We start from the raw sequence: 21,419 nt of genomic DNA, 5'->3' as shown, positions 1-21,419 counted from the left end.
GAAAATATATTAAGTTTGATCAATGAGAGACCGGTAAAACATTGTATAGTATTTTACACAGGATTATGGACTTGACTTTTATTTAGGAGTGGATGACGATGGTGTATCAGTAACTTGTTCAATTGAAGGAGATAAAAATAAAAAGTATAAGGTCTGGGAAGAAACTATAAGTAATTGGGTGGCTAATGGTTTAGACCAGAGGTAATCGGACTTATACATGTAGATCCTAATAGTGATCCGTTTAAAATTTCTGTTTTCTCTGAGTTAAATACTTCCGTCCCAGCCTCTTTAATAGTTTGAATTTTTAGAAAGTTCATCTTTTATTTCTATTTTAGAGATGTTAAAATGGAAGTTAAACTATTATAGGGGTGATGATTTGTTAGATAAGTTTTTGGATATGTCTTTAGTTCAACGAATTGGTTGCGGTATCGTAGTTGGTATTATAGTTGGTATTTTTTTGCCCTCATGGACATTTATCGCCATACTGGGAACCTTATTTGTTAGTTGCTTAAAAGCCATTGCGCCTCTCTTAGTATTTTTTCTGACAGCAGCTTCGATTGAAAAACATAAAGTTGGAAATGAAACCTATGTCAAACCTATTTTATTTTTATACTTAGGTGGCACGTTCCTCTCTGCATTAGTTGCAGTAATCGTTAGTTCGATGGTTACGATTCCGATCACCTTGCAGGAACAGGTCACTGAAAAGGCACCACAAAATATCGGCAGTGTCTTATCTACGATGTTGACTAACGTGACACAAAACCCGATTCAAGCAATCATTGAATCAAATTATCTAGGAGTTTTGTTCTGGGCTGTCTTGTTAGGGCTGGCTTTACGTAGTCGTTCGGAAACAACGAAAGAAGTCGTGGATCAAGTTTCTGTAGCCTTGTCACATGTAGTGCAGCTGATCATTGCATTTGCGCCGGTCGGTATTCTAGGATTGGTCTATCAATCGATCGCAACGACAGGGGTATCTGGATTAGCAGAATATCTTCAACTAGTTCTGGTATTAGTAGGAACCATGTTGTTTGTCGCTTTAGTTGTGTATCCATTTTTGACTTTCTTATTCATCAAAGAAAATCCCTATCCGTTGATTTTCTTTTGCTTAAAAGAAAGTGCGATTCCTGCCTTCTTTACACGCAGTTCGGCAGCCAATATTCCTATCAATATGACGTTAGCCGATCGATTGAAGTTAACGAAGGAGTCCTATGCAATCTCAATTCCATTGGGAGCAACCATCAATATGGGGGGCGCTGCTATAACGATTACCGTGATGACATTGACGACGGTACAGGCATTAGGGATCGAGGCGTCTTTTGCTTCAAAATTGATTCTTAGTCTATTGGCTGCCATTGCTGCTTGTGGAGCTTCAGGTGTTGCAGGTGGCTCATTGTTATTGATTCCTTTGGCTTGTAGCTTGTTCGGTATTTCTAATGAGGTTGCGATGCAAGTCGTAGGTATCGGATTTATTATCGGTGTGATCCAAGATTCGGCAGAAACAGCTTTAAATTCATCTAGTGATCTGTTGTTCACAGCGATTGGGGAATTAAGCGCGCGGAAACGTAACGGAGAAGCAATCTCCTTAAAAGATTCCTTAAGTAACTCAAACTGATTGCTTTTCTCTGATTGATTTTCTGGAGTGGTGATCGACCGAAAACAAAAAGAGACTGGGACAACACTTGTCTCAGTCTCTTTTAGTATCTCTAAAAACGGATAAACGGTGAGACAAACGTCGCATCTTCGGAAAATAAGCAGAAATTTACCAAAAATTTGAGAAGCAATTGTCAGAAATTCCTTCTTATTTCTTGATACTAAACACTTTTGTCTCAACCTCTTTTTATTTTGAAAAAAATATAACCAAGTAATTTTTTTTAGGATGGAGATGAACAAAATAAAAAAGAGTATATAGGATTAAAAAAGACGTTAAACTCCATTTTTAAGGCTTTAGTTGTGAAGAAATATATGTATTTGAAATAAAAAATATCTAGGAACTTCGATGAAGCTAGACTAAAATGGTTTTGTTTGATAGTTCATGTTCATCGTGTTCTAAAAAATAAGCAGTACTAAGAATCCATAACTATCTTGGGTAGAGTGATTTTTGTTAAAGATTTTTTGTGTTAACAGCTTAGATAAAACAATCATCGTCTTTATTAATAAAAAAATGGCTTATTAATGGATGTGAAAAAAAATGGAAGAATTAGAATCAATAATTTTTGAATTAATTATTTAAAATATAGTGAAAAATATTTTCTTGTTAATTCTTCACAAACTAAATGATTACTCAGTACTATACAAGTTTTGGTAGAGGCGTGGAACAAAAGGATTTTCCTTTTGTCCCACGCTCAGACTTTTTTAACTTTCTTCTTTTAAATAACGCCACAATGTTGTTCGACTGATACCCAATTGGTTGGCTGTTTTTGTTTGGTTGCCCTCATTTTGGTCTAATACATGTAAAATGATTTCTTTGGTATAGTCAAACAAAGTGGGGTGATGCAAGGGACTTTTGACGGTAAAGTGATCCTTGAGATTAGTGAAGTTTTGGACCACTCGTTCCTTGTTCAGCAATTCTGTGACTTGGTGTTCCGAAATATAATGGGTGCTTGCGTCGACGACAAGTTCTTTGATACAGTATTGCAACTGATCGAAGTTTCCAGGCCAGTCAAAAGCTAGAAATAATTCGAGAGCTTTTGGTTCAAAGCCCATGATTTCTTTTGTGCATTCGATGTTCATTTTATTCAAGAGCAAAGTTGTGATGATGCTTAATTCATTTCTGCGTTCTCGAATTGCGGGTGCATAGATCTTTGCACAGTTTAATTGGCTTACTAGTCGATTGAAGATCGTCTGGTCTGTTGCTTTATTGCTGTCATAGGTAAAGATCAACTGATTGTGGTTGAGTACATTGGTGGTTTTGATCAACGTGACGAGGCGTTCGGTTGCTGATGCACTTAATTGTTCGACGTTTTCAAAGAAAATCGTATTGTGGATATCCACAAATGGACCATTCGTGGCATTGACCAAAAACTTCCATAATTTGTCTGTAATGAGTTTACAATTGATCGAGATCAGGTAGTTGGTATTTTTTGTCTGATCAAGATAAATTTGGTAAGCGATATTTTTTTGGGCAGTGCCACTTTCGCCAAAGATAAGATAGGAAGAATAGTAAGGCTCATATTGTTTGATTTCATGTTTGATTCGTTCAGGGATAAACTGGGAAAAAAACAGTTTTTTTGCGAAACTATCGGCGACTTCAGTTTTTTTCTGATAGGAAATATCTGGTTTATTGGTTACTGGTGGCGCACTGTTCTTATGAATGAAACAACTAAAATATTTTTGTCGATCAACAGTATAGGATTTTATTGTTAAGGTCACATATCTATTTTGAGTGCGGGAATAATGATGAATCTCTTTTTTTTCTGGTTTCATCTTGAGGACTTTGATGATTTCTTCTGAAAAAGATGGCACCAAGGTTGAAAATTCAATGGTATATGCAGCATCGTAGAGCAGTAGTTCTTGGTGTTGACTCATGATTCCTTTTTTCATGATTTCTTTTTTGTGTTTGACTTGTTCCACGTGATCAATGATCGATAATGCATCTTCGTAGGCACTTTTGATACTTTCAAATCCCGAAGTAATCAAAATCGTATTAAGAGATTTTAAGAGGGCGATGTGATTAGTGATGGCATCGCATAAGATCAATTCATAGTTTTTATCTACTAATGTATCAAGGAGCGCATCCGCATCAAGTGTTTCATCGATCGTATGGATCTCGATCTTGTAGCCCAAAAGGTCGCAGAGTAAATGAGCTTTTTCGGTGATACTGGGATAGCCGACGATCGCAAAATTGTTGGTATAGTTTTCAGCTAACCGAATCGAGCTTAGTACATCATAAATGGACAATGAGACATCAATGACCGGCAAAGAAACGACTTGACGAATCAGTTTGGCGGTTCCTCCTCGGGAGATGATGGCATCATAGCCATCGGTATACAGTTCAGCAGCAAGGGTTTGTCCTTCAACTAAATCAGCTGTGTAGATGGTTGTTTCCACTTCGGGATATTGTTCACTGATAATATGCATGGAATGATTCAATTCTTCATAAGGCGCAATGCCTAAAATCTTTCGTTTCATTTTTTTCCTCCCTAAATCACACGACTGTTTCGTATATGAACAATAATACCATGTAAAAATTAAATATGAATATTTATTTAAGAAAACGTTTCTAAATTAAACGTTTTTTTGCTTTTTTTAGAATGTGAACGCTTTATTATTCCAACTATAATCAAACCATGAAGTAGGAGGTGGTGAGTAGATGTTAAAGTTGTTAGTTATAGCAGACGACTTTACAGGAGCTTTGGATACTGGGGTCCAATTTTCGAAACAAGGTATCCAGACATTGGTCTCTACGGAAACAGTCGTCCAATATGACGCACTTCCACAGGAAATCGAAGTGTTAGTTCTCAATACCGAGAGTCGACATCTGACTTTTGAGCAGGCATATGAGAAGACAAAAAAGATTTTGGAAGATGCAAAAGTTTCCCAGATTCCATTTATTTATAAAAAAGTAGATTCAGCATTAAGAGGAAATATCAGCGCTGAGCTAAAAGCGATTCTTGACACGAGTGAACAAGCGCCTGTACCTTTTTTACCCGCATATCCTGAGATGAATCGGGTGGTGATTGATGGGCATTTATATATAGAAGATGTTTTGGTATCAGAAAGTGTTTTTGCAAAAGATCCTTATGAACCTGTGACTGAAAGCAATGTGATGCGGCGTTTGCAGTCGGAGGCGGGAATTGAGTCGGTGCTAGTTAAAGAGCAGGATTTACCAAAAAAAGGCGTAGTGATTTTTGATGCACAGACAGATGACATGTTGCTGACTCATGCAAAGCGTTTAGCAGATGAAAATCTTTTGGGTGTGACGGTAGGGTGTGCTGGGTTTGCCAAGATCTTAGCGCAACAATTATTTCCTGACGGTAAAGAAGTAGCATACAAATTACAAAAACCGGTGATAGTTGTTTGCGGGAGTGTCAATCCAATTACAAAAAAACAAATTGAGTATGTCGAGAAAGAGTATCCGCGAATCTCGTTAACTGCGCAACAATTATTAGATCCTACATATTGGGAAGCAAGCGTAGGGAAAAATGAGATCAAAGAGTACCTTCAATTGATGGAAACACAGCCATTGGTGATTTTTGAAACATACAGTGACCAAACAACCGCTGAAATTGTGACTTATAGTGAAGAAAAGGATTTATTTGCGGATGTATGTCGGTTTAGAATAGGAGAATCACTTGGAAAGTTAACGAAAGCACTATGGTCACAACATCAGGAGAATACCTTCTTGTTTACAGGAGGCGATACATTGTTCCAAGCGATGACTGTTTTGGGTGTGACTGGGATCAAGCCTCTGACGGAGATCAAACCTGGCGTTGTTTTGTCTGCCATTGAATGGAATAGTGAAGAAATGCAGGTGATCACAAAATCAGGCGGTTTTGGGACAGAAGAATTGTTTGAAGAAATTAGGTTGTACTAAAGGATTGAGGAGGAACTATTATGCTAACAGATTACAGTTTGAAAATGCCAAAGAATATTCGGGCAGGAGAACATGCCATCGAACAATTGGAAGAAATCATCAGCAACGGTGTCCATAAAATCGTTGTTTTCACAGACAAAGGTCTTTTGGGGTTATGTTTGGTGGATCTGCCAATCCAGATTATTGAAAAAGCAGGAATCGATTACACGGTTCTTTCTGATATTCCTGCAGAACCAACTTATCATGAAGCGCAAGGAGTGATCGATACCTTCAAGAAAGAAGCGGCTGACTTAGTCATCGCTGTTGGAGGTGGTTCAGTGATGGATGTTGCAAAATTGGCTTCGATCTTAGCAACAGATGACTATACAGTCAAAGATTTGTTAGATGATCCATTATTAGCGAAAAAACAAGTGCCAAGTTTGATGATTCCAACAACTGCTGGAACTGGCGCTGAAGCTACCCCGAATGCGATTGTGGGAGTGCCAGAAAAAGACTTGAAAATCGGGATCGTCAATCCTGAAATGATCGCTGATTTCGTGTTATTGGATGGACGAATGATCAAAAATCTACCAAAACCAATTGCAGCTGCCACAGGTGTAGATGCGTTATGTCATGCGATTGAATGTTTTACTTCAGCAAAAGCGAATCCAATCAGTGATACCTTTGCGCTAGAAGCGCTTGATTTGATCATGAACAATATCATTGAAGCCTGCACAGATCCAGAAGCATTGGACGCAAAACGTAAGATGCTGTTAGGTTCATTTTACGCAGGTGTAGCAATCACGGCATCTGGAACTACAGCGGTACACGCATTATCGTATCCTCTAGGGGGAAAATACCATATTGCCCACGGTGTATCAAATGCGATTTTGTTGACACCGGTCATGAAATTCAATGAACCAGCAATCAAAGATTTACTAGCTGTTGCGTATGATCGTGTGATCAAAGATGGTCATAAAGAGTGGTCTATCGACGAGAAGTCAGGCTATATGATCCGCCAACTGGATGAAATCGTCAAAGTTTTAGAGATTCCAACGAGTCTTAAAACATTCAATGTCCCAGAAGAAGACTTGGATGACTTAGTAGCAGCTGGAATGGAAGTGACTCGTTTACTTGTCAACAACAAACGGGAAGTTACACCAGAAGATGCTCGTGCCATCTATCTGCAGATCTTATAATTTGAATCCAGAAAGGATGAAGCATGTCATGAAAAAAATCGTTGGCATTACGATGGGAGATCCTGCAGGAATCGGACCTGAAATCTCCCTCAAAGCTTTTGCAGAACCGGCACTTTATGATAAATGTAACCCTTTGTTAGTTGGAGATAAAAGTGTCATTGATCACTATCTAGCAGAACATCCCGAATTAGCTGTGGCTGTGAATGTGATCAGTCAGCCAAAAGAGGGGAGCTATACTTTTGGGACGATCGACTTGATCGATTTGAAGATCGTGGACATGGCAAACTTCCAAGTTGGTGAAGTTTCTGATGTGGGAGGCGATGCGGCCTTTCAATATGTGAAGAAGGTTATTGAGTTAGCTTTAGCAAAAGAAATCGATGCGACAGTAACGAATCCATTGAATAAAGAGGCAATGAATGCTGCCGGACATCACTATGCCGGACATACCGAGATCTATGCCGATCTGACAGGTACGGATAAATATACGATGATGTTGGCGGATGGTAATTTGCGGGTAGTCCATGTGTCTACACATGTGTCCTTACGGGAAGCTTGTGACCGAGCAACCAAAGAACGTGTACTAGATGTGATTCGTATCGCAAATCAAGCTTGTAAAGATTTAGGGATTGAAAATCCTCGTGTCGCAGTCGCTGGATTGAATCCACACTGTGGAGAAAATGGGTTGTTCGGTCGTGAAGAAATCGAGGAGATCAATCCTGCAGTTGAAGCAGCTAAAGAGGAAGGAATCGATGTATCTGGTTCTTTACCTGCTGATACCCTTTTCTCAAAAGCAAATGGCGGTATGTACGATATTGTCGTAGCCATGTACCACGATCAAGGACATATTCCTTTGAAACTTTTAGGGTTCGTCTACGATCAAGAAGCACAAAGCTGGAAAGCTGTGCAAGGGGTCAATATCACGTTGAATTTGCCAATCATTCGTACATCTGTGGATCATGGAACGGCCTTTGACCAAGCAGGAAAATGGACAGCTAGCGAAGCCAGTTTAGAAAATGCAATCGACTACGCTATTCGTCTGGCAGAACACACAAAATAAGCACTAGCACAACATAAATTTTAGGGGGAGAAATACGTTGACACATTTAGAACAAGTACGACAATCAGAGCCAAATGGCGTCATGTACCGAGATGCATTTTTAAATGTTGATTTTGGTCTGATCCCAACTGGAGGCAACAACACGGCTCATGCACCTGCTTTGATCGAAACTACGGATGGCGGGATGTTGTGTGCGTGGTTTGCAGGTAGCTTTGAAGGAAGTGGCGATATCTCGATCGTCGTCTCGAAGTTAGATCCAAAAACACAAAGATGGTCCATTCCTGTCACTGTCTCAGAAGGTGTAGACCGCAGTGAACAAAATCCTTCTTTCTTCCGAGCACCAGATGGCAAGATTTGGCTGATCTATACTTCTCAAGTTAGCCGTCAAGAAGGAAAAGACAATATGCAGTTTACTTCGATCATCATGGTACAAAAATCAGCTGATGAAGGACAAACATGGGGAAAGCCAGAAGTTTTATTTGACAAAGAGGGCACGTTTGGACGACAAGGAATCCAGATCCTAAGTAATGGTCGTTGGCTTTACAGTACATGGTTGTGTGAAGATTCAGCTGATGGATTGACGAATGACCCGACAGAGTTCCAAGTATCAGATGATGCAGGAAAAACATGGCAGGCTGTACGTATGCCAGATAGTAATGGTCGAGTTCATGCAAATGTCGTGGAAATGGAATCTGGTCATTTAGTTGCTTTCATGAGAAGCCGCTTTGCTGATTTTGTCTATAGCAGTGAATCCTTTGATTTTGGTGATAGTTGGAGCGTGCCAGAAGCAACTGTTTTACCGAATAATAATGCCAGTGTTAGTGCCATCAAACTGGCAACTGGGGAAATTGCGTTGGCCTATAATGTCAATTCAGCACCTCATGCGGCTTTTGGGAAAGTTGCTTGGCCGGGCTTGCGAAATCCAGTTGCTGTCTCCATAAGTGAAGACTTTGGCAAGACATGGCCGATTGGTCGGGTTTTTGAAGCTGCAGAAGGCTACATCGGCGTTGAAAACAAAACCAATAATTCACAACATGAATACCCAACCCTTTATCAAGATAGTCAAGGGAACTTACATCTTGTTTATGCCTATCGCAATCGGATCTGTGTAAAGTATGTCCGCTTTACTGTCGCAGATTTGTTTGGTGAAAAAAGAGAAGCGGTCGGCATATACAATCCAACCTCAGGTGAAGGGGTAGAGAAATAACCAGAGTTATAAATTACTAATAGAAAATCAGTCGACAAATGCGTCCTGCCTCCGACAAACGGAGGTAGCGCAAGTGTTTGTCAAATAATAGAAATGAAACCGTATTCCATTGAAAAAAGAGGAGAAAATTACTATGAAACCAATCGAATTAAAAGGCATCATCAGCCCTATTTTGACCCCAATGTATGAGGATGAAACCATCAATTTTGATGAATTACGTAACCAAGTAGACCGCATGATCGATAATGGTATCCACGGGATTTTTCCTTTTGGTACAAATGGCGAGGGCTATATTTTATCTGCTGAGGAGAAAAAACTTGTTTTAGAAGTCGTAGTCGATCAAACGGCAGGTCGAGTACCGATCTATGCAGGGTCAGGAGCAATCTCTACAAAAGAAACGATTGCCCAAAGTAAAATGGCACAAGCCGTTGGTGCAGATGTTTTGTCGATCATTGCGCCAAGTTTTGCAGCAGCTAGTCAAGAAGAAATCTACACGCATTACAAAATGATTGCCGAAGCAGTTGACATGCCGATCGTGCTTTATAATATCCCTGCTCGAACTGGCAATGCCATCGCACCAACAACAGTTGCTCGTCTTGCGCAAATCGAAAATATTATTGGAGCAAAAGATTCAAGCGGAAACTTTGCCAATATTTTAGGGTATATCGATGCAGGAAAAGCAAAAACAAATGGAGAATTCTACACGCTGTCAGGAAATGATCAGTTGATCATCTGGACGTTGTTAGCAGGAGGAACTGGTGGTATTGCTGGTTGTGCCAATGTCTATCCGAAAACAATGGCATCAATCTATGATCTGTTCGTAGAGGGCAAGGTCGAGGAAGCAAAAACGGCGAATGAAAGTATTCAAGCTTTCAGAAACTGCTTCAAATATGGTAATCCCAATACAATCGTTAAAACTGCGGCAGCGTTACTTGGAAATAATGTAGGAAAATGCCGTGCGCCATTCAATCAGATTCCAACAGAAGGCATCGAGGCACTGAAAAAAGTATTAGAGGAAACCACAGCAAAAGGCATGCGCTAAGAAGTTTATAAGCATTTATTTGCTTGTTTGTAGGTGAAAGCAGTGGGAAGAGAGATATGTGACATAAGTGAATACGAAGACTGTCTGAACAGGAAGAGCCTAGGACAGAAGTGTTTAACTCCGAGAAATTATCGAAAATTGTTTTTCAAATTTTTGTGAATTTTGGCTGATTTAAGAAGGAGTTGCTTCTGCTCCCACCGTTTATCCGTTTTTAAAGAATGAGACAAAAGTGTTTCTTACTTTTGTCCCACGCTGCAATTCTACCTGTTCCAGAAAATAGTGATCCTTTGTATTTTTTCTTTTTAGCCTATGTCATCCTCTTCTACTACTTATGCATATGACTAGAGGAGGACACAATGACTATTCAAATGATGATTGCATTAGCAATTACCGTAGTAATGATTGTTTTAGTAATGATTGAAAGAATTCCCTTCGGGGCAGCGCCATTATTTGCTTGTTTGTTGTTAGTCATTTTTGGTATTACTGATATCAAAGGCGCATTTGCCGGTTTCTCAAATTCGACCATCATCATGTTGGCTGAGTTCATGGCGATTATTGCCGCTCTGGAGAAGACCAATTTTATTGTCTTTTTTAAAAAAGCCATGTTTTCGATGGCGAACAAAGGTGGCTTCAAGTCTTATATTCTCATCATTCTGGTAGTGATGTTAGGATGTAGCTTGTTCGGCACAGGGTCAACTGCTTATTATGTATTGACACTTGGATTGTTATCGACATTGCCTTATTCGGAGAAATTACCACCATCAAAAGTGATCATAACGGCAGGATTCGCGACGAATCACCCGTTGATTCCTTTCAATACAGCGTTACAATATGGAATCGTGATCGCCGTCTTAAATTCTGCCGGAATCATGACAGAAGTTTCTGTTTTCAAATTTGCAATTGTTAACTTGTTTTTATCCATGGGCTTTTTAGTCAACTGTATCATTCAGTATAAATTTCTTCCTGATCACCCTACCTCAGAAGAATGCAAAGATGTGGATGTGGTCAACACAAATGAGAACGTTTCCCAGTTGCCAAGATGGAAAGAACTAACCACTTATGGCGTGTTTATTTTTGCAGTGATTGGTATGTTGCTACAAAGTAAAATTGGCGATGCCGGCTACGCAATGGCGGGTTTGTCTGTTGCCGTGATTTTATTGATCGGTGTCTTAGATTTCAAAGAGATCCGCAATGCAATCAGTGCGCCAATCATCTTGATGTCTGCTGGTGTTATTGGTGTGGCGGATGCATTAGGTAGCACTGGATTGACCAATCTAGTTGGGACCTCTGTTGCTGGTATGTTGGGAGACAATGTGAATCCATTTGTGATGATCTTAGTATTCTGTATTTTAACTAGTCTATTGGCTACGCTGACAGGTTCGACCATAGGAACTGTCTATGTATTTACACCATTAGCAATCGCCACTTGTCGAAGCTTAGGGTTAGACCCAACTGCGGCAGCTTGTGCCATCGTTATGGCAGGTTGGTGTGGGCACTTCTTGCCAATTGATGGAATGCCAGCGATGATTTTAGGAACAGGCAAGTATACAGCAGCTCAATTCTGGAAATTCACGATCCCCCAATATTTTATTCGTCTCATCTTTGTAACAGTCGGAGCGACCTTGATGTTTCCAATGTAACAATGGAAAACACAGTAGAACAACTATCATGAAAGAGGTGTAAGACAATGGAAAATCACTTTGAATTAGAACATATTGGTATCAATATGGAGAATGAGACCGAAGCGCAAGAACTTGCAAAACAATTGAGTATGATCTTTAATTTGACACCGCGACATGGACAAAAATCAGAATTTGCTGGTGATTATTTTGAATGTATGAAATCTCCTTTCTTAGGAAAAAATGGACATATTGCTATGCAGACTGCCAATTTGGAAAGTGCAGTAGCAGAGCTGAAAGCTAAAGGGCTTTCCTTCAATATGGAGACAGCAGCTTATGACGAAGAAAACAAACTAAAGAACATATATCTTGCCGGAGAGTTTGGCGGATTTGCTATTCATATCTTAAGAAAGTAAAAACATTACGATTTTCTCCTTATCGAATACCAGTCATAGTAGAAAGAAATTTTGTTCTGCTATGATACTTTTTTGATAAAGAATGAGCGGATGGTAAAAAAGGTTAAGGAACAATGAAACTGGAGGAGATGGAAGTAGTGGAACTATGGTTTACCAAATCGAAAGAGGAAGTCTTGCGCTCACTGGATACTGATGTAAAAGAAGGCTTATCCAGTCAAGAAGCCGAAAAGAGACTGCAATCTTTCGGAAGAAATGAATTGGATGTTAAAAAGAAAGAAAGTATAGTGAAAAAAGTGATCGGACAATTAGAAGATCCAATGATCATCGTATTGTTGATCGCCGCTTTCTTGTCATATGTTTCCAGCGGATTTAAAGATTGGACTGATTCAGTCATCATTTTGCTGATTGTGGTGATCAACGCGATCATTTCGATTTCTCAAGAAAACAATGCCAATAAATCTTTAGAAGCATTGCAAAAAATGTCGGCGCCATTGGCTAAAGTTATCCGTAATAAAAAAATGGAACATATCGAAACAGCGATGTTGGTCCCAGGAGATATCATTGAATTAGAAGCTGGCGATTTAGTACCGGCAGATGTGAGGATCTTGTCAGCAGCAAATCTAAAAGCAGATGAATCTGCCATGACGGGAGAATCTGTTCCGGTGAATAAAAAAGCATTAGAGGGATTACCTGATGATACGGTTTTAGCCGATCGTAAGAATATGCTGATTTCCTCTACTGTAATCACTAATGGTCGTGCAACTTGCGTAGTCACTAACACAGGAATGAACACCGAAGTTGGTCGAATCGCGAATATGTTGATCTCAGAAGATAATAATACGACTCCATTACAACGTAAAATGGCAGAAATCTCTAAATTATTATCGATCATTTGTTTAGGTATCTGTATCTTGATGTTTGTCGTGGGTATTTTGTATAGTCGCCCAATCCTAGAAATTTTCATGATGGCAGTTTCTCTTGGCGTAGCTGCTATTCCAGAAGGTCTAGCAGCGATCGTAACGATCGTGTTAGCTTTAGGAGTGCAAGGTCTTGTTAAACGTCATGCGATTGTCAAAAAGTTACCTGCTGTTGAGACGTTAGGTGCTGCTTCAGTAATCTGTAGCGATAAAACAGGAACACTGACTCAAAATAAAATGACGGTAGTTGAAACTTTCGTTTACGGCAATGTAACACAAGAACAGTTGTTAGCAATCGGAGCATTATGTAATGATTCTAAGCTGACTGTTGACGGTAGTGAGTTCCGTGTGACCGGTGATCCTACAGAAACGGCATTTGTAAGTAAAGCATATGAAGAAAAATTAGACAAAAATGAGTTAGAAACAAGTTTGCCACGTGTGGCCGAAATTCCTTTTGATTCGGAACGTAAACTGATGAGTACGATCCATAAAACTGAACAAGGCTATCGCGTCATGGTAAAAGGGGCACCGGATGTTTTATTGAATCGTTGTACGATCGGTGAAGCAGATGCACAAAAGATTGCTGCTAAAAATGCGGATATGGCGTCGAATGCTTTGCGGGTACTAGGTGTTGCTTATAAAGATATCACTGAGATCCCAGAAGAATTATTCTCAGAAGATATCGAAAACCAATTAACATTTGTTGGACTAGTTGGGATGATCGACCCGCCTCGTCAAGAAGTCAAAGAAGCGGTCGCTCAATGTTATGATGCAGGGATCCGCCCAGTTATGATCACAGGTGACCATAAATTGACTGCTGTTGCAATCGCCAAGGAATTAGCTATTTTCCGTTCAGGAGATCTTGCGATGACAGGGGTAGAATTAGACATGATACCGCAAGAAGTGCTGGAAGAAGAAGTAGCAAAGTACTCTGTTTATGCCCGTGTTTCTCCAGAACATAAAATGAGGATCGTTAAAGCTTGGCAAGCCAATGGCATGGTCGTTGCGATGACCGGTGATGGTGTCAATGATGCTCCAGCCTTGAAAGTTGCTGATATTGGCTGTGCAATGGGGATCACTGGAACAGATGTGGCGAAAGGTGCTGCAGATATGATCTTGACGGATGACAACTTTGCAACGATTGTCCATGCTGTAGAACAAGGAAGAGGAATCTTCTCAAATATCAAAAAATCGATTCAGTACCTATTGAGTTGTAATATCGGTGAAATCATCACCATCTTCGTTGCTACCGCTTTGAATTTCCATCAAATGCCATTGGTAGCGATCCAACTACTATGGTTGAATCTTGTGACTGATTCATTGCCTGCATTGGCGTTAGGAATGGAACCAGGAGTGATGAAACAAAAACCTCGCGATTCCCGTAAAAGTATTTTTGCTGATGGTTTTGCTGCTAGCATGATTTTTTATGGTGTGCTAGTCGGAGTCATCACCTTGGCTGCGTATTGGTTAGGGGAATATGTCTTGTCTAATCCGAACATCGCCGATGGTACGGCAAACACAATGGCGTTTGCCACACTTGTCTTTGGTGAATTGACCCGAGCATTTGCTGTACGTAGTGAAACACGTTCCATCTTCAGCATTGGTGTGTTCTCTAACAGTGCCATGAACAAAGCCTTTTTGGTTAGCTTAGCATTACAATTAGCTGTCTTGTTCATTCCATTCTTGCAAGAAATCTTCAAAGTTCAAAGCCTTACAGGCATGGAGTGGTTGATCGTGATCTTGCTATCATTAGTGCCGCTGATCGTTAGCGAAATAACCAAAGCTTTTCGTAGCAAAGAATTACAGGTTTCAGATAATAGAGAGTTTTCAATGTAAAATTTAATGAAAAAAACATGGTATCATCGAATAGGACAGTAGAATATATGGAGAATTTGATCTATCTATTATAATCATGAAAAGGTCGAGACAGAAGTATTTAATTCGGACAAATAAGAAGAAATTCAGAGATTTGTTTTTCAAATTTTTGTGGATTACGTCTTATCTTTCGCAAGAGTGCTTCTGCTGTTTATACGTATCTAGAGCTTGAGACAAAAGTATTTCTTACTTTTTGTCCCAGGTTCTTTTTTATCAAAAAAATAGTTCAGAGTAAAGAAAATGGCTATATTGTAATGGGTTGAAAATAGATGGTTGAAAAAGTCTAAAATGATTAGACTTCATCTCAAATTTTTAGCGGTCCAGTGGATAATGAGGCTGGGACAGAAATGTTTAACTCCGAGAAATAAGAAGAAGGCGATTCTGCTACCACCGTTTATTCGTTTTTAAAGAATGAGACAACAGAGCTTCTTACTTTTGTCCCACGCTCTTAGCAAAAAGAAAAACGAAGCGAAAAAAACTGATTTTGCGTTCTCTTAGAATACTATGTTTTGATAGAATTGTTTTCTCAAGGATAATCAAACGGATATGCTTGATTGTCTGCCAGTTCAAGTGGCACAAAGTTCTACTTTTTTATTTGTAAGCGCAAACATATACTTAGCACAGAAAGGAAAATCAAATGATGAAAACGAGAACGGTGGAATTACTTCAGAAGTTTAGAGAATATCACTATCCGGTCAACGCGGAGCAGTTAGCGTCAGAATACCATGTAAGTAAGCGGACGATTCGTCAAGACATCCTTGAGGTGAACAGCTGGTTAAGGAACCAGAAGTTGTCAGAAATAAAGTCTATACGAAACAAAGGATTTTTATTATGTTTGACTGAGGATGAAAGAAAAAAGTTAATGGCAAAATTAGCTACATTTCATGAGGAGATATTGAGTCGAGAAGAACGGATCTTTGCATTAGTCTTAGCCATCGCATACGACACTCAACCTGTTTTTCTTAATCGTAAAGAAGCAGCTTTTATGGTTTCAAAGAGTACGATAGATGAAGATATTCGCCGTTTGAGAGCGGCATTGAACAAATATGGTATCGAAATCGTTAGTTATGGAAAACAGGGGTTGGTATACAAAGGAGCAGAGCGCACGATCCGTACGATGCTTTACGATTTGATCAACAAACAATTAGGAAGGATCGATTTTTCTTTTACGGATGAACTCAAGGTCACGCCCTCACAAAAGATATTCTATCGTTATTTTTCTACAGAAGACATCAAAAAAATAGAAAGAATCTATTCCCATAAACTAGCAAGACAAGAAGATGAGATTTATAAAAGTCAACTTTTATTGCTTACATTGATCTGGATTCAGAGGGTGAAAAAACATGAGTGGATCTCGACATTGACTTGGAAAAATTTTGATGATGAAAAAGCAGATTTTTCTGAATTTATCGAGCAGATAAAACGAGAGTTCCAGTTGGATGAGATTCCGCAGGTGGAACGTAACTACTTGCGATTTATGATCGAAACATTCAATTCACGAGATATTTCCAATACGTTTGAGTGGGTCCAAGCACAATTGTTGACGATTCAATTGATCCAGTTTGTTGAAAAAACAACAGCGATTCCATTCCATCTAAAGGAAGAACTACTATTTGAGAATCTCTACAAGCACATCGCTGCACTGATTGTGAGGATACAAAACAATGTGCAAGTCATCAACCCGCTAAAAGAAAATATCCGTACGACATATGAACCAATTTATCGTGTGGTTGCCCAATTCATGCCCGTGATCGAGGAAGCAGCTTCTGGTAAAGTGATCGAAGATGAAATTGCCTTTCTAGTCATTCACTTTTCAACTATCGCTAGTGCACTTCGACAAAATGTCATCGCTAAGTACAGATCGGTGGTTGTCTGCAATCATGGGGTGGCCACGGGAAATCTTTTAGCAGAGAATCTCAAAGAAAAATTTCCACAAATCGAGGTTCTCGCAGTATTGAGTTCCAAAGAAGTACCATTAGTGGATAAATTAGACGTTGATTTGATTTTCAGTACATTCAATTTGGCTTATCAAAGTAAACCGGTGCTTGTTATTGAACCAATTTTAACTGAGAATAATCGGCCAATAGTAGCAGAATTTTTAAAAGTTCATCATAACTTTCAGCGAATAAGGCCTGAAACGAAAGAATCAACTAGCTTATTCACTGATATTTTAGCGATAGTAGAAGGAAGCGGAGGAAAGATTGATCGCCATCTCTACTCTCGTTTAGAGGCATTATTTGAAAAAAACGGTTTAGAGATCAATAAAAGGGAGATTCAACCAATGTTAAAAGATATATTGACTGACAGTCATATTCTGATTCAAGAAAAAGCAGAAACATGGCAGGAGACGATTGAATTAGTCGCTAAGCCCTTAGTAAAGGAAAACATCGTTGAACCACGCTATGTCGATGCGATGGTCCAGGCGGTAGAGGAATATGGTGCTTATATCGTGATTGGGAAGCACTTAGCGTTAGCTCATGCACGACCGGAAGACGGAGTGAATCAATTAGGTGTTAGTGTCACTACGCTAAAACAGCCGATTGCTTTTGGAAATCAGGATATGGACCCTGTAAAAATCATTTTTTGCCTGGCTGCTGTAGATTCTTATTCACATCTGACAATCATGAAAGAATTGATTGAACTGATCAACAATGAGGAGAAATTAACCAAACTGATCAAATGCCAAACAATCGAAACGTTTAAAACACTACTGTTTCAGTAGTTAAAAAGGGGAAGAAGAAAATGAATAAACTGAATATTTTATTTGTATGTGGTGCAGGTTTAGGAAGTAGTTTTGCAGCTCAAATGTCTGCAGAAGATGTTTTGAATAAGTTAGGAGTGCAGGCTAAATTGGATCACTGTGATATTTCATCCGCTGTCTCCATGAGACCAGATGTGATTATCACTGCTGAGAATTTCCGCTCACAATTTGAAAAATTTCCGCTTGATCCGAGTACTGCGATGGTTTATTTGAAAAATATCGTTTCAAAAAGTGAAATTGAAGAAAAATTAACGCCAGTTTTACTGAACAAGGGAGCTATCTAAAAATACTATACAGGGGGAGAGACAATGGGCGTCATCAATTTTATCATAGAAAATATTTTGACACAGGCACCGATCATCATTGCGTTGATTGCGATGTTAGGACTAGTGTTACAAAAGAAATCCACTGGTCAGATCATCTCGGGAACGTTGAAGACATTGTTGGGATTCCAAGTATTAAGTGCAGGTTCAAGCATTATCGTAGGGAGTCTGACCTACTTTGGTCAAATCTTTACCGAAGGGTTTCAAATGCAAGGAATCATTCCATCTATTGAGGCAATCAATGGACAAGCAATGAATGAACTGGGGCTAGGTAGAGATATTGCGTTAACTTTTTTAGCTATTTTTATTTTTAATATAGTACTGGCACGCTTTACAAAGTGGAAATATATTTTCTTGACAGGGCAAGCAATACTTTGGATGGCTACTATGACAACTGTTTTTGGTTATTTTGCTGGATTACGCGGACTTGTGCTGATACTGGTTGGTGGATTTATTGGTGCAATTTTTGCGATTACCATGCCAGCATTGGCTCAGCCAATCATTCGTAAAGTCACAGGTTCTGATGACATTGCGTTAGGACATTTTTGTACGATCGGATATTTGTTTGAAGCGGGGGTAGCCAAGCTTTTTGGTGAACGGGGCGAGAATAAAAAGTCGATCGAGGACATCAAATTACCTGCTCATTTTGAATTTTTACAAGATACCTACTTATCGGTCATGGTGGTCATGGTTCCTCTTTATATCATCACGGTATTGTTTGCTGGAGAATCTTTTGCTGCAGAATTATCAGGAGGGCAAAATTACATTATGTTTGCTTTCTTACAAGCAATACAGTTTGTTGTCGGGGTCTATGTTTTGTTAGCTGGTGTTCGATTATTGCTTGGGGAGATCGTTCCAGCTTTTCGTGGGATCGCAATGAAATTAGTGCCAGATGCCATTCCTGCTTTAGATTGCCCAGTGTTCTTTCCATATAGTCCGAATGCAGTGATCTTAGGGTTTATAACGACGACGATCGGGACAGTCATTGCAATGTTTACTTTACCATTGTTTGGATTAGCGATGATTCTACCAGGAATGTTGACTAACTTTTTTGCAGGCGGTACAGCAGGAATCTTTGGAAATGCTGTTGGTGGACGACGCGGTGCCATCATTGGCGGGATTGCCCATGGATTTTTTATTACATTATTACCTGCACTACTCGTAACGATCTTCAATTCGATGGGCTTCATCAATGCGACTGCAACAGATGTCGATACAGTCGCTGCAGCTTTATTCTATGCATGGATCTTAAGTCCTATCTTAAAAGTATTTTAAAAGGAAAGTAGGAAAAGAAAATGTTTGGGTTTAAAAAAAAGAAAAAAGAAGTACCAAAAGAAGTACCAAAAGAAATGCCTAGTCTTTCTGAGGAAGAATGTACTAGACTCCAACAGGAAATCAAAAAGCTTGAGCAAGAACTTGCTAGTTGTGAAGAATCAGAAAAACAAGCAAAACTATTTGAACAAATAGGGCTTGACTATGGTGATTTGGATGAAATCGAACAAGCAATCTCTGCTTTAGAAAACAGTTTGGCACATAAAGAAAGTATCGGCGATGGGTATAAGCGATTGATGTCCCTTTACAACAGAAAAAGAGGTGAGGCTGCGCGTAAAGGGGATGATCAAGGGATTGATTATTATATGGGGAAAATGGACGATATGCGGCAAATAGCCAAAAAAGTCACGATCAATGGAAACAACTAATACGATAAAGGTGGATGAACAAATGTATACAACATTAACAGAAGTAACCAAAACAGCAGAAGTATTGAATTTTACGGTAGGTGCCTTTAATACGCATAATCTAGAAATGTTGCCGGAAATGTTACGTGCAGCGAAAGAGATGGGGGCACCGATCATTATCCAAACAAGTGTCGATACGGCAAGATATATTGGGATGAATGTATTGGTCAATGTGGTAAAAACGATTGCCAATGAAGAAATGATCGATGCAGTTCTTCATTTGGATCATGCACGTGACTTTGACGATATCAAGCAAGCAATCGATAGTGGCTATAAGTCTGTGATGTATGACGGCTCTCATTTACCTTTTAAAGAAAATATTCTAAAAACAAAAGCTGTGGTGGAATATGCCCATGCTCATGGTGTTTCTGTAGAAGGAGAACTAGGGACGATTGGTGGTACAGAAGAAGGAATTCACGTAGCTGAGAATGATAAGATCTATACAAAACCAGCAGATGCGGTAGAGTTTGTGGCAGCAACAGGGGTGGACGCTTTAGCAATCGCAATCGGGACGAATCATGGTCAGTTCAAATCCAAAACAGAAGTGAATCTTCCTTTATTAAAAGAAATAAACGCTGTAGTAGATGTTCCATTAGTTATTCATGGTGGAACAGGCGTAAAAGAAGAAGATTATCCAGAATTGATCAACAATGGTATTCGCAAATTCAATGTTGGAACAGAACTATTAGTAAACTGGACCAAAACAGCTAAAGCAACTTTCGGTGAAACAGAAATCAGCAAATCTTTGCGCTATAATGTTATCCCAGCCAATGAAGCAGTAAAGGAAATCATCAAACATAAAATCGGGTTATTTTTAAATGTAGGAAATGGGATCTATGCAGAAACGAAGTAAACGAAAAAAGTATTTCATTCTTTTGGCTGGGAGTCCTGGAACTGGCAAAACCTACTTAATGAGCAAACTTCGTGAACGATTTCCTACCATGTATACGATCACACTTGATGAAATCAAGGAATATTATGCAGAATCGCTTGGTTTTACTAATTTAAATGAACGAGCAGAACAAGAAAAAAACAAAGTCTATCCATTCTTTTATCGCGCATTGGAATTATATATGGAAGCTGGTAAAAAAGTGATCGCTTCCGAATATCCATTTAGTGACAAACAAAAGGAGAAACTGCAGTTTTTAGCAAAAAAATATGAGTATGAAGTGATTACCATTCGATTGGTCGCTGATTTTGAGGTTTTATGGGCACGTCGTCATCAAAGAGATCGCGAACCAGAACGTCATCTTAGCTATATCATGGATCATTATCACTATGGGGACCAGTTAGAAGATCGATCAATGGGCACGAATCACATCACGAAAGAAGCATTTAAAAAAATAATTAATGCGCGACAATATGATCGTTTCGCACTAGGAACCCTTTATGAATTTGATGTTACTGACTTTAACAAAGTAGATTATACATCGCTACTCGATCGATTAGAGTGGCAAGTTGCACATGATGAATGATCAAGAATGTCATTTTTGATGTACGTAAAGAAAGTGAAAAATCGGCAGGATAGCATGTATATGATTTAGCAAAAAGTCAATTTTTTTCTTACTAACTCTGAATAAACGGCGGGAATAGAAGTTGCCTCTTTTTGAGGAATACTTCATTCCTGCCCCTTTTTTCTTTAACAATTCAGACTGTATTCATTCCAATTCTATTCTCCAAGTATTTTCTGCAACTAGGGAGAGTGAGACAAATCTAAAAATCAGTTTTGCTGCAGACTCTCGAATAAACGAC

Annotated in this window: 16 protein-coding genes; 15 read left to right on the top strand and 1 reads right to left on the bottom strand. The window is 39.2% G+C overall.

Annotation, left to right across the window (positions count from 1 at the left end; genetic code table 11):
• Positions 1 to 337: 337 nt before the first annotated feature.
• Positions 338 to 1,612: a serine/threonine transporter SstT gene (sstT, locus tag DVW83_RS10485; protein WP_137239351.1), complete on the top strand. Its 1,275-nt coding sequence runs from the start codon at positions 338 to 340 to the stop codon at positions 1,610 to 1,612.
• A gap of 740 nt (positions 1,613 to 2,352) precedes the next feature.
• Here the strand turns inward: sstT and DVW83_RS10480 are convergent.
• Positions 2,353 to 4,128, bottom strand: coding sequence for a sigma-54-dependent Fis family transcriptional regulator (locus tag DVW83_RS10480; protein WP_104661374.1), 1,776 nt, complete (start codon positions 4,126 to 4,128; stop codon positions 2,353 to 2,355).
• Between the two features lie 181 nt (positions 4,129 to 4,309).
• Between DVW83_RS10480 and DVW83_RS10475 the strand changes: the two genes are divergently transcribed.
• The 14 genes from DVW83_RS10475 to DVW83_RS10405 all read left to right on the top strand — a co-directional run bounded on the left by DVW83_RS10475 (position 4,310) and on the right by DVW83_RS10405 (position 21,142).
• Positions 4,310 to 5,533 (top strand): four-carbon acid sugar kinase family protein, encoded by a 1,224-nt coding sequence (locus tag DVW83_RS10475; protein WP_104661375.1) that lies wholly within the window; start codon positions 4,310 to 4,312, stop codon positions 5,531 to 5,533.
• Positions 5,534 to 5,553: 20 nt separating this feature from the next.
• Entirely contained in the window at positions 5,554 to 6,711 is a 1,158-nt protein-coding gene (locus DVW83_RS10470; RefSeq protein WP_104661376.1) for an iron-containing alcohol dehydrogenase, read from the top strand.
• 28 nt (positions 6,712 to 6,739) lie between these two features.
• Entirely contained in the window at positions 6,740 to 7,768 is a 1,029-nt protein-coding gene (pdxA, locus tag DVW83_RS10465; protein ID WP_104661377.1) for a 4-hydroxythreonine-4-phosphate dehydrogenase PdxA, read from the top strand.
• Positions 7,769 to 7,850: 82 nt separating this feature from the next.
• Positions 7,851 to 8,975: a sialidase family protein gene (locus tag DVW83_RS10460; protein ID WP_104661379.1), complete on the top strand. Its 1,125-nt coding sequence runs from the start codon at positions 7,851 to 7,853 to the stop codon at positions 8,973 to 8,975.
• 133 nt (positions 8,976 to 9,108) lie between these two features.
• Complete coding sequence (gene dapA, locus DVW83_RS10455; protein ID WP_137239349.1) at positions 9,109 to 10,017, top strand: 4-hydroxy-tetrahydrodipicolinate synthase; 909 nt, start codon at positions 9,109 to 9,111, stop codon at positions 10,015 to 10,017.
• 356 nt (positions 10,018 to 10,373) lie between these two features.
• The gene (locus DVW83_RS10450; RefSeq protein ID WP_137239347.1) at positions 10,374 to 11,657 is read left to right on the top strand and encodes an SLC13 family permease; all 1,284 of its coding nucleotides are present in this window, start codon (positions 10,374 to 10,376) and stop codon (positions 11,655 to 11,657) included.
• Positions 11,658 to 11,704: 47 nt separating this feature from the next.
• On the top strand, positions 11,705 to 12,052 hold the full coding sequence (locus DVW83_RS10445) for a 2-dehydro-3-deoxyphosphogluconate aldolase (protein WP_104661633.1): 348 nt from the start codon (positions 11,705 to 11,707) through the stop codon (positions 12,050 to 12,052).
• Positions 12,053 to 12,180: 128 nt separating this feature from the next.
• On the top strand, positions 12,181 to 14,805 hold the full coding sequence (locus tag DVW83_RS10440; protein ID WP_174784279.1) for a calcium-translocating P-type ATPase, PMCA-type: 2,625 nt from the start codon (positions 12,181 to 12,183) through the stop codon (positions 14,803 to 14,805).
• Between the two features lie 679 nt (positions 14,806 to 15,484).
• Positions 15,485 to 17,566 (top strand): BglG family transcription antiterminator, encoded by a 2,082-nt coding sequence (locus DVW83_RS10430; protein ID WP_137239353.1) that lies wholly within the window; start codon positions 15,485 to 15,487, stop codon positions 17,564 to 17,566.
• A gap of 20 nt (positions 17,567 to 17,586) precedes the next feature.
• The gene (locus DVW83_RS10425) at positions 17,587 to 17,889 is read left to right on the top strand and encodes a PTS sugar transporter subunit IIB (protein WP_104660729.1); all 303 of its coding nucleotides are present in this window, start codon (positions 17,587 to 17,589) and stop codon (positions 17,887 to 17,889) included.
• Positions 17,890 to 17,913: 24 nt separating this feature from the next.
• Positions 17,914 to 19,203 (top strand): PTS sugar transporter subunit IIC, encoded by a 1,290-nt coding sequence (locus tag DVW83_RS10420; protein ID WP_104660730.1) that lies wholly within the window; start codon positions 17,914 to 17,916, stop codon positions 19,201 to 19,203.
• 20 nt (positions 19,204 to 19,223) lie between these two features.
• Positions 19,224 to 19,628: a hypothetical protein gene (locus tag DVW83_RS10415; RefSeq protein ID WP_104660731.1), complete on the top strand. Its 405-nt coding sequence runs from the start codon at positions 19,224 to 19,226 to the stop codon at positions 19,626 to 19,628.
• Between the two features lie 22 nt (positions 19,629 to 19,650).
• Positions 19,651 to 20,520: a class II fructose-bisphosphate aldolase gene (locus DVW83_RS10410; protein WP_104660732.1), complete on the top strand. Its 870-nt coding sequence runs from the start codon at positions 19,651 to 19,653 to the stop codon at positions 20,518 to 20,520.
• Positions 20,504 to 21,142: an AAA family ATPase gene (locus DVW83_RS10405; protein WP_104660733.1), complete on the top strand. Its 639-nt coding sequence runs from the start codon at positions 20,504 to 20,506 to the stop codon at positions 21,140 to 21,142. The genes DVW83_RS10410 and DVW83_RS10405 overlap by 17 nt, the downstream gene beginning before the upstream one ends.
• Positions 21,143 to 21,419 lie beyond the last annotated feature (277 nt).

Source organism: Enterococcus sp. VV15 (genome assembly GCF_005236045.1).
GTDB lineage: Bacteria > Bacillota > Bacilli > Lactobacillales > Enterococcaceae > Enterococcus_B > Enterococcus_B durans.
This window is presented reverse-complemented; position numbering and strand designations above follow the sequence as displayed.

Excerpts from the sequence above, each read along its gene's own strand:
- DVW83_RS10460 (WP_104661379.1), top strand. The coding sequence starts at position 7,851 with ATGTACCGAGATGCATTTTTAAATGTTGATTTTGGTCTGATCCCAACT.
- pdxA (WP_104661377.1), top strand. The coding sequence starts at position 6,740 with ATGAAAAAAATCGTTGGCATTACGATGGGAGATCCTGCAGGAATCGGA.
- DVW83_RS10480 (WP_104661374.1), bottom strand. The coding sequence starts at position 4,128 with ATGAAACGAAAGATTTTAGGCATTGCGCCTTATGAAGAATTGAATCAT.
- DVW83_RS10410 (WP_104660732.1), top strand. The coding sequence starts at position 19,651 with ATGTATACAACATTAACAGAAGTAACCAAAACAGCAGAAGTATTGAAT.
- DVW83_RS10430 (WP_137239353.1), top strand. The coding sequence starts at position 15,485 with ATGAAAACGAGAACGGTGGAATTACTTCAGAAGTTTAGAGAATATCAC.
- DVW83_RS10450 (WP_137239347.1), top strand. The coding sequence starts at position 10,374 with ATGACTATTCAAATGATGATTGCATTAGCAATTACCGTAGTAATGATT.
- DVW83_RS10425 (WP_104660729.1), top strand. The coding sequence starts at position 17,587 with ATGAATAAACTGAATATTTTATTTGTATGTGGTGCAGGTTTAGGAAGT.
- sstT (WP_137239351.1), top strand. The coding sequence starts at position 338 with ATGTTAAAATGGAAGTTAAACTATTATAGGGGTGATGATTTGTTAGAT.
- dapA (WP_137239349.1), top strand. The coding sequence starts at position 9,109 with ATGAAACCAATCGAATTAAAAGGCATCATCAGCCCTATTTTGACCCCA.
- DVW83_RS10440 (WP_174784279.1), top strand. The coding sequence starts at position 12,181 with ATGGAAGTAGTGGAACTATGGTTTACCAAATCGAAAGAGGAAGTCTTG.
- DVW83_RS10475 (WP_104661375.1), top strand. The coding sequence starts at position 4,310 with ATGTTAAAGTTGTTAGTTATAGCAGACGACTTTACAGGAGCTTTGGAT.
- DVW83_RS10445 (WP_104661633.1), top strand. The coding sequence starts at position 11,705 with ATGGAAAATCACTTTGAATTAGAACATATTGGTATCAATATGGAGAAT.
- DVW83_RS10405 (WP_104660733.1), top strand. The coding sequence starts at position 20,504 with ATGCAGAAACGAAGTAAACGAAAAAAGTATTTCATTCTTTTGGCTGGG.
- DVW83_RS10420 (WP_104660730.1), top strand. The coding sequence starts at position 17,914 with ATGGGCGTCATCAATTTTATCATAGAAAATATTTTGACACAGGCACCG.
- DVW83_RS10415 (WP_104660731.1), top strand. The coding sequence starts at position 19,224 with ATGTTTGGGTTTAAAAAAAAGAAAAAAGAAGTACCAAAAGAAGTACCA.
- DVW83_RS10470 (WP_104661376.1), top strand. The coding sequence starts at position 5,554 with ATGCTAACAGATTACAGTTTGAAAATGCCAAAGAATATTCGGGCAGGA.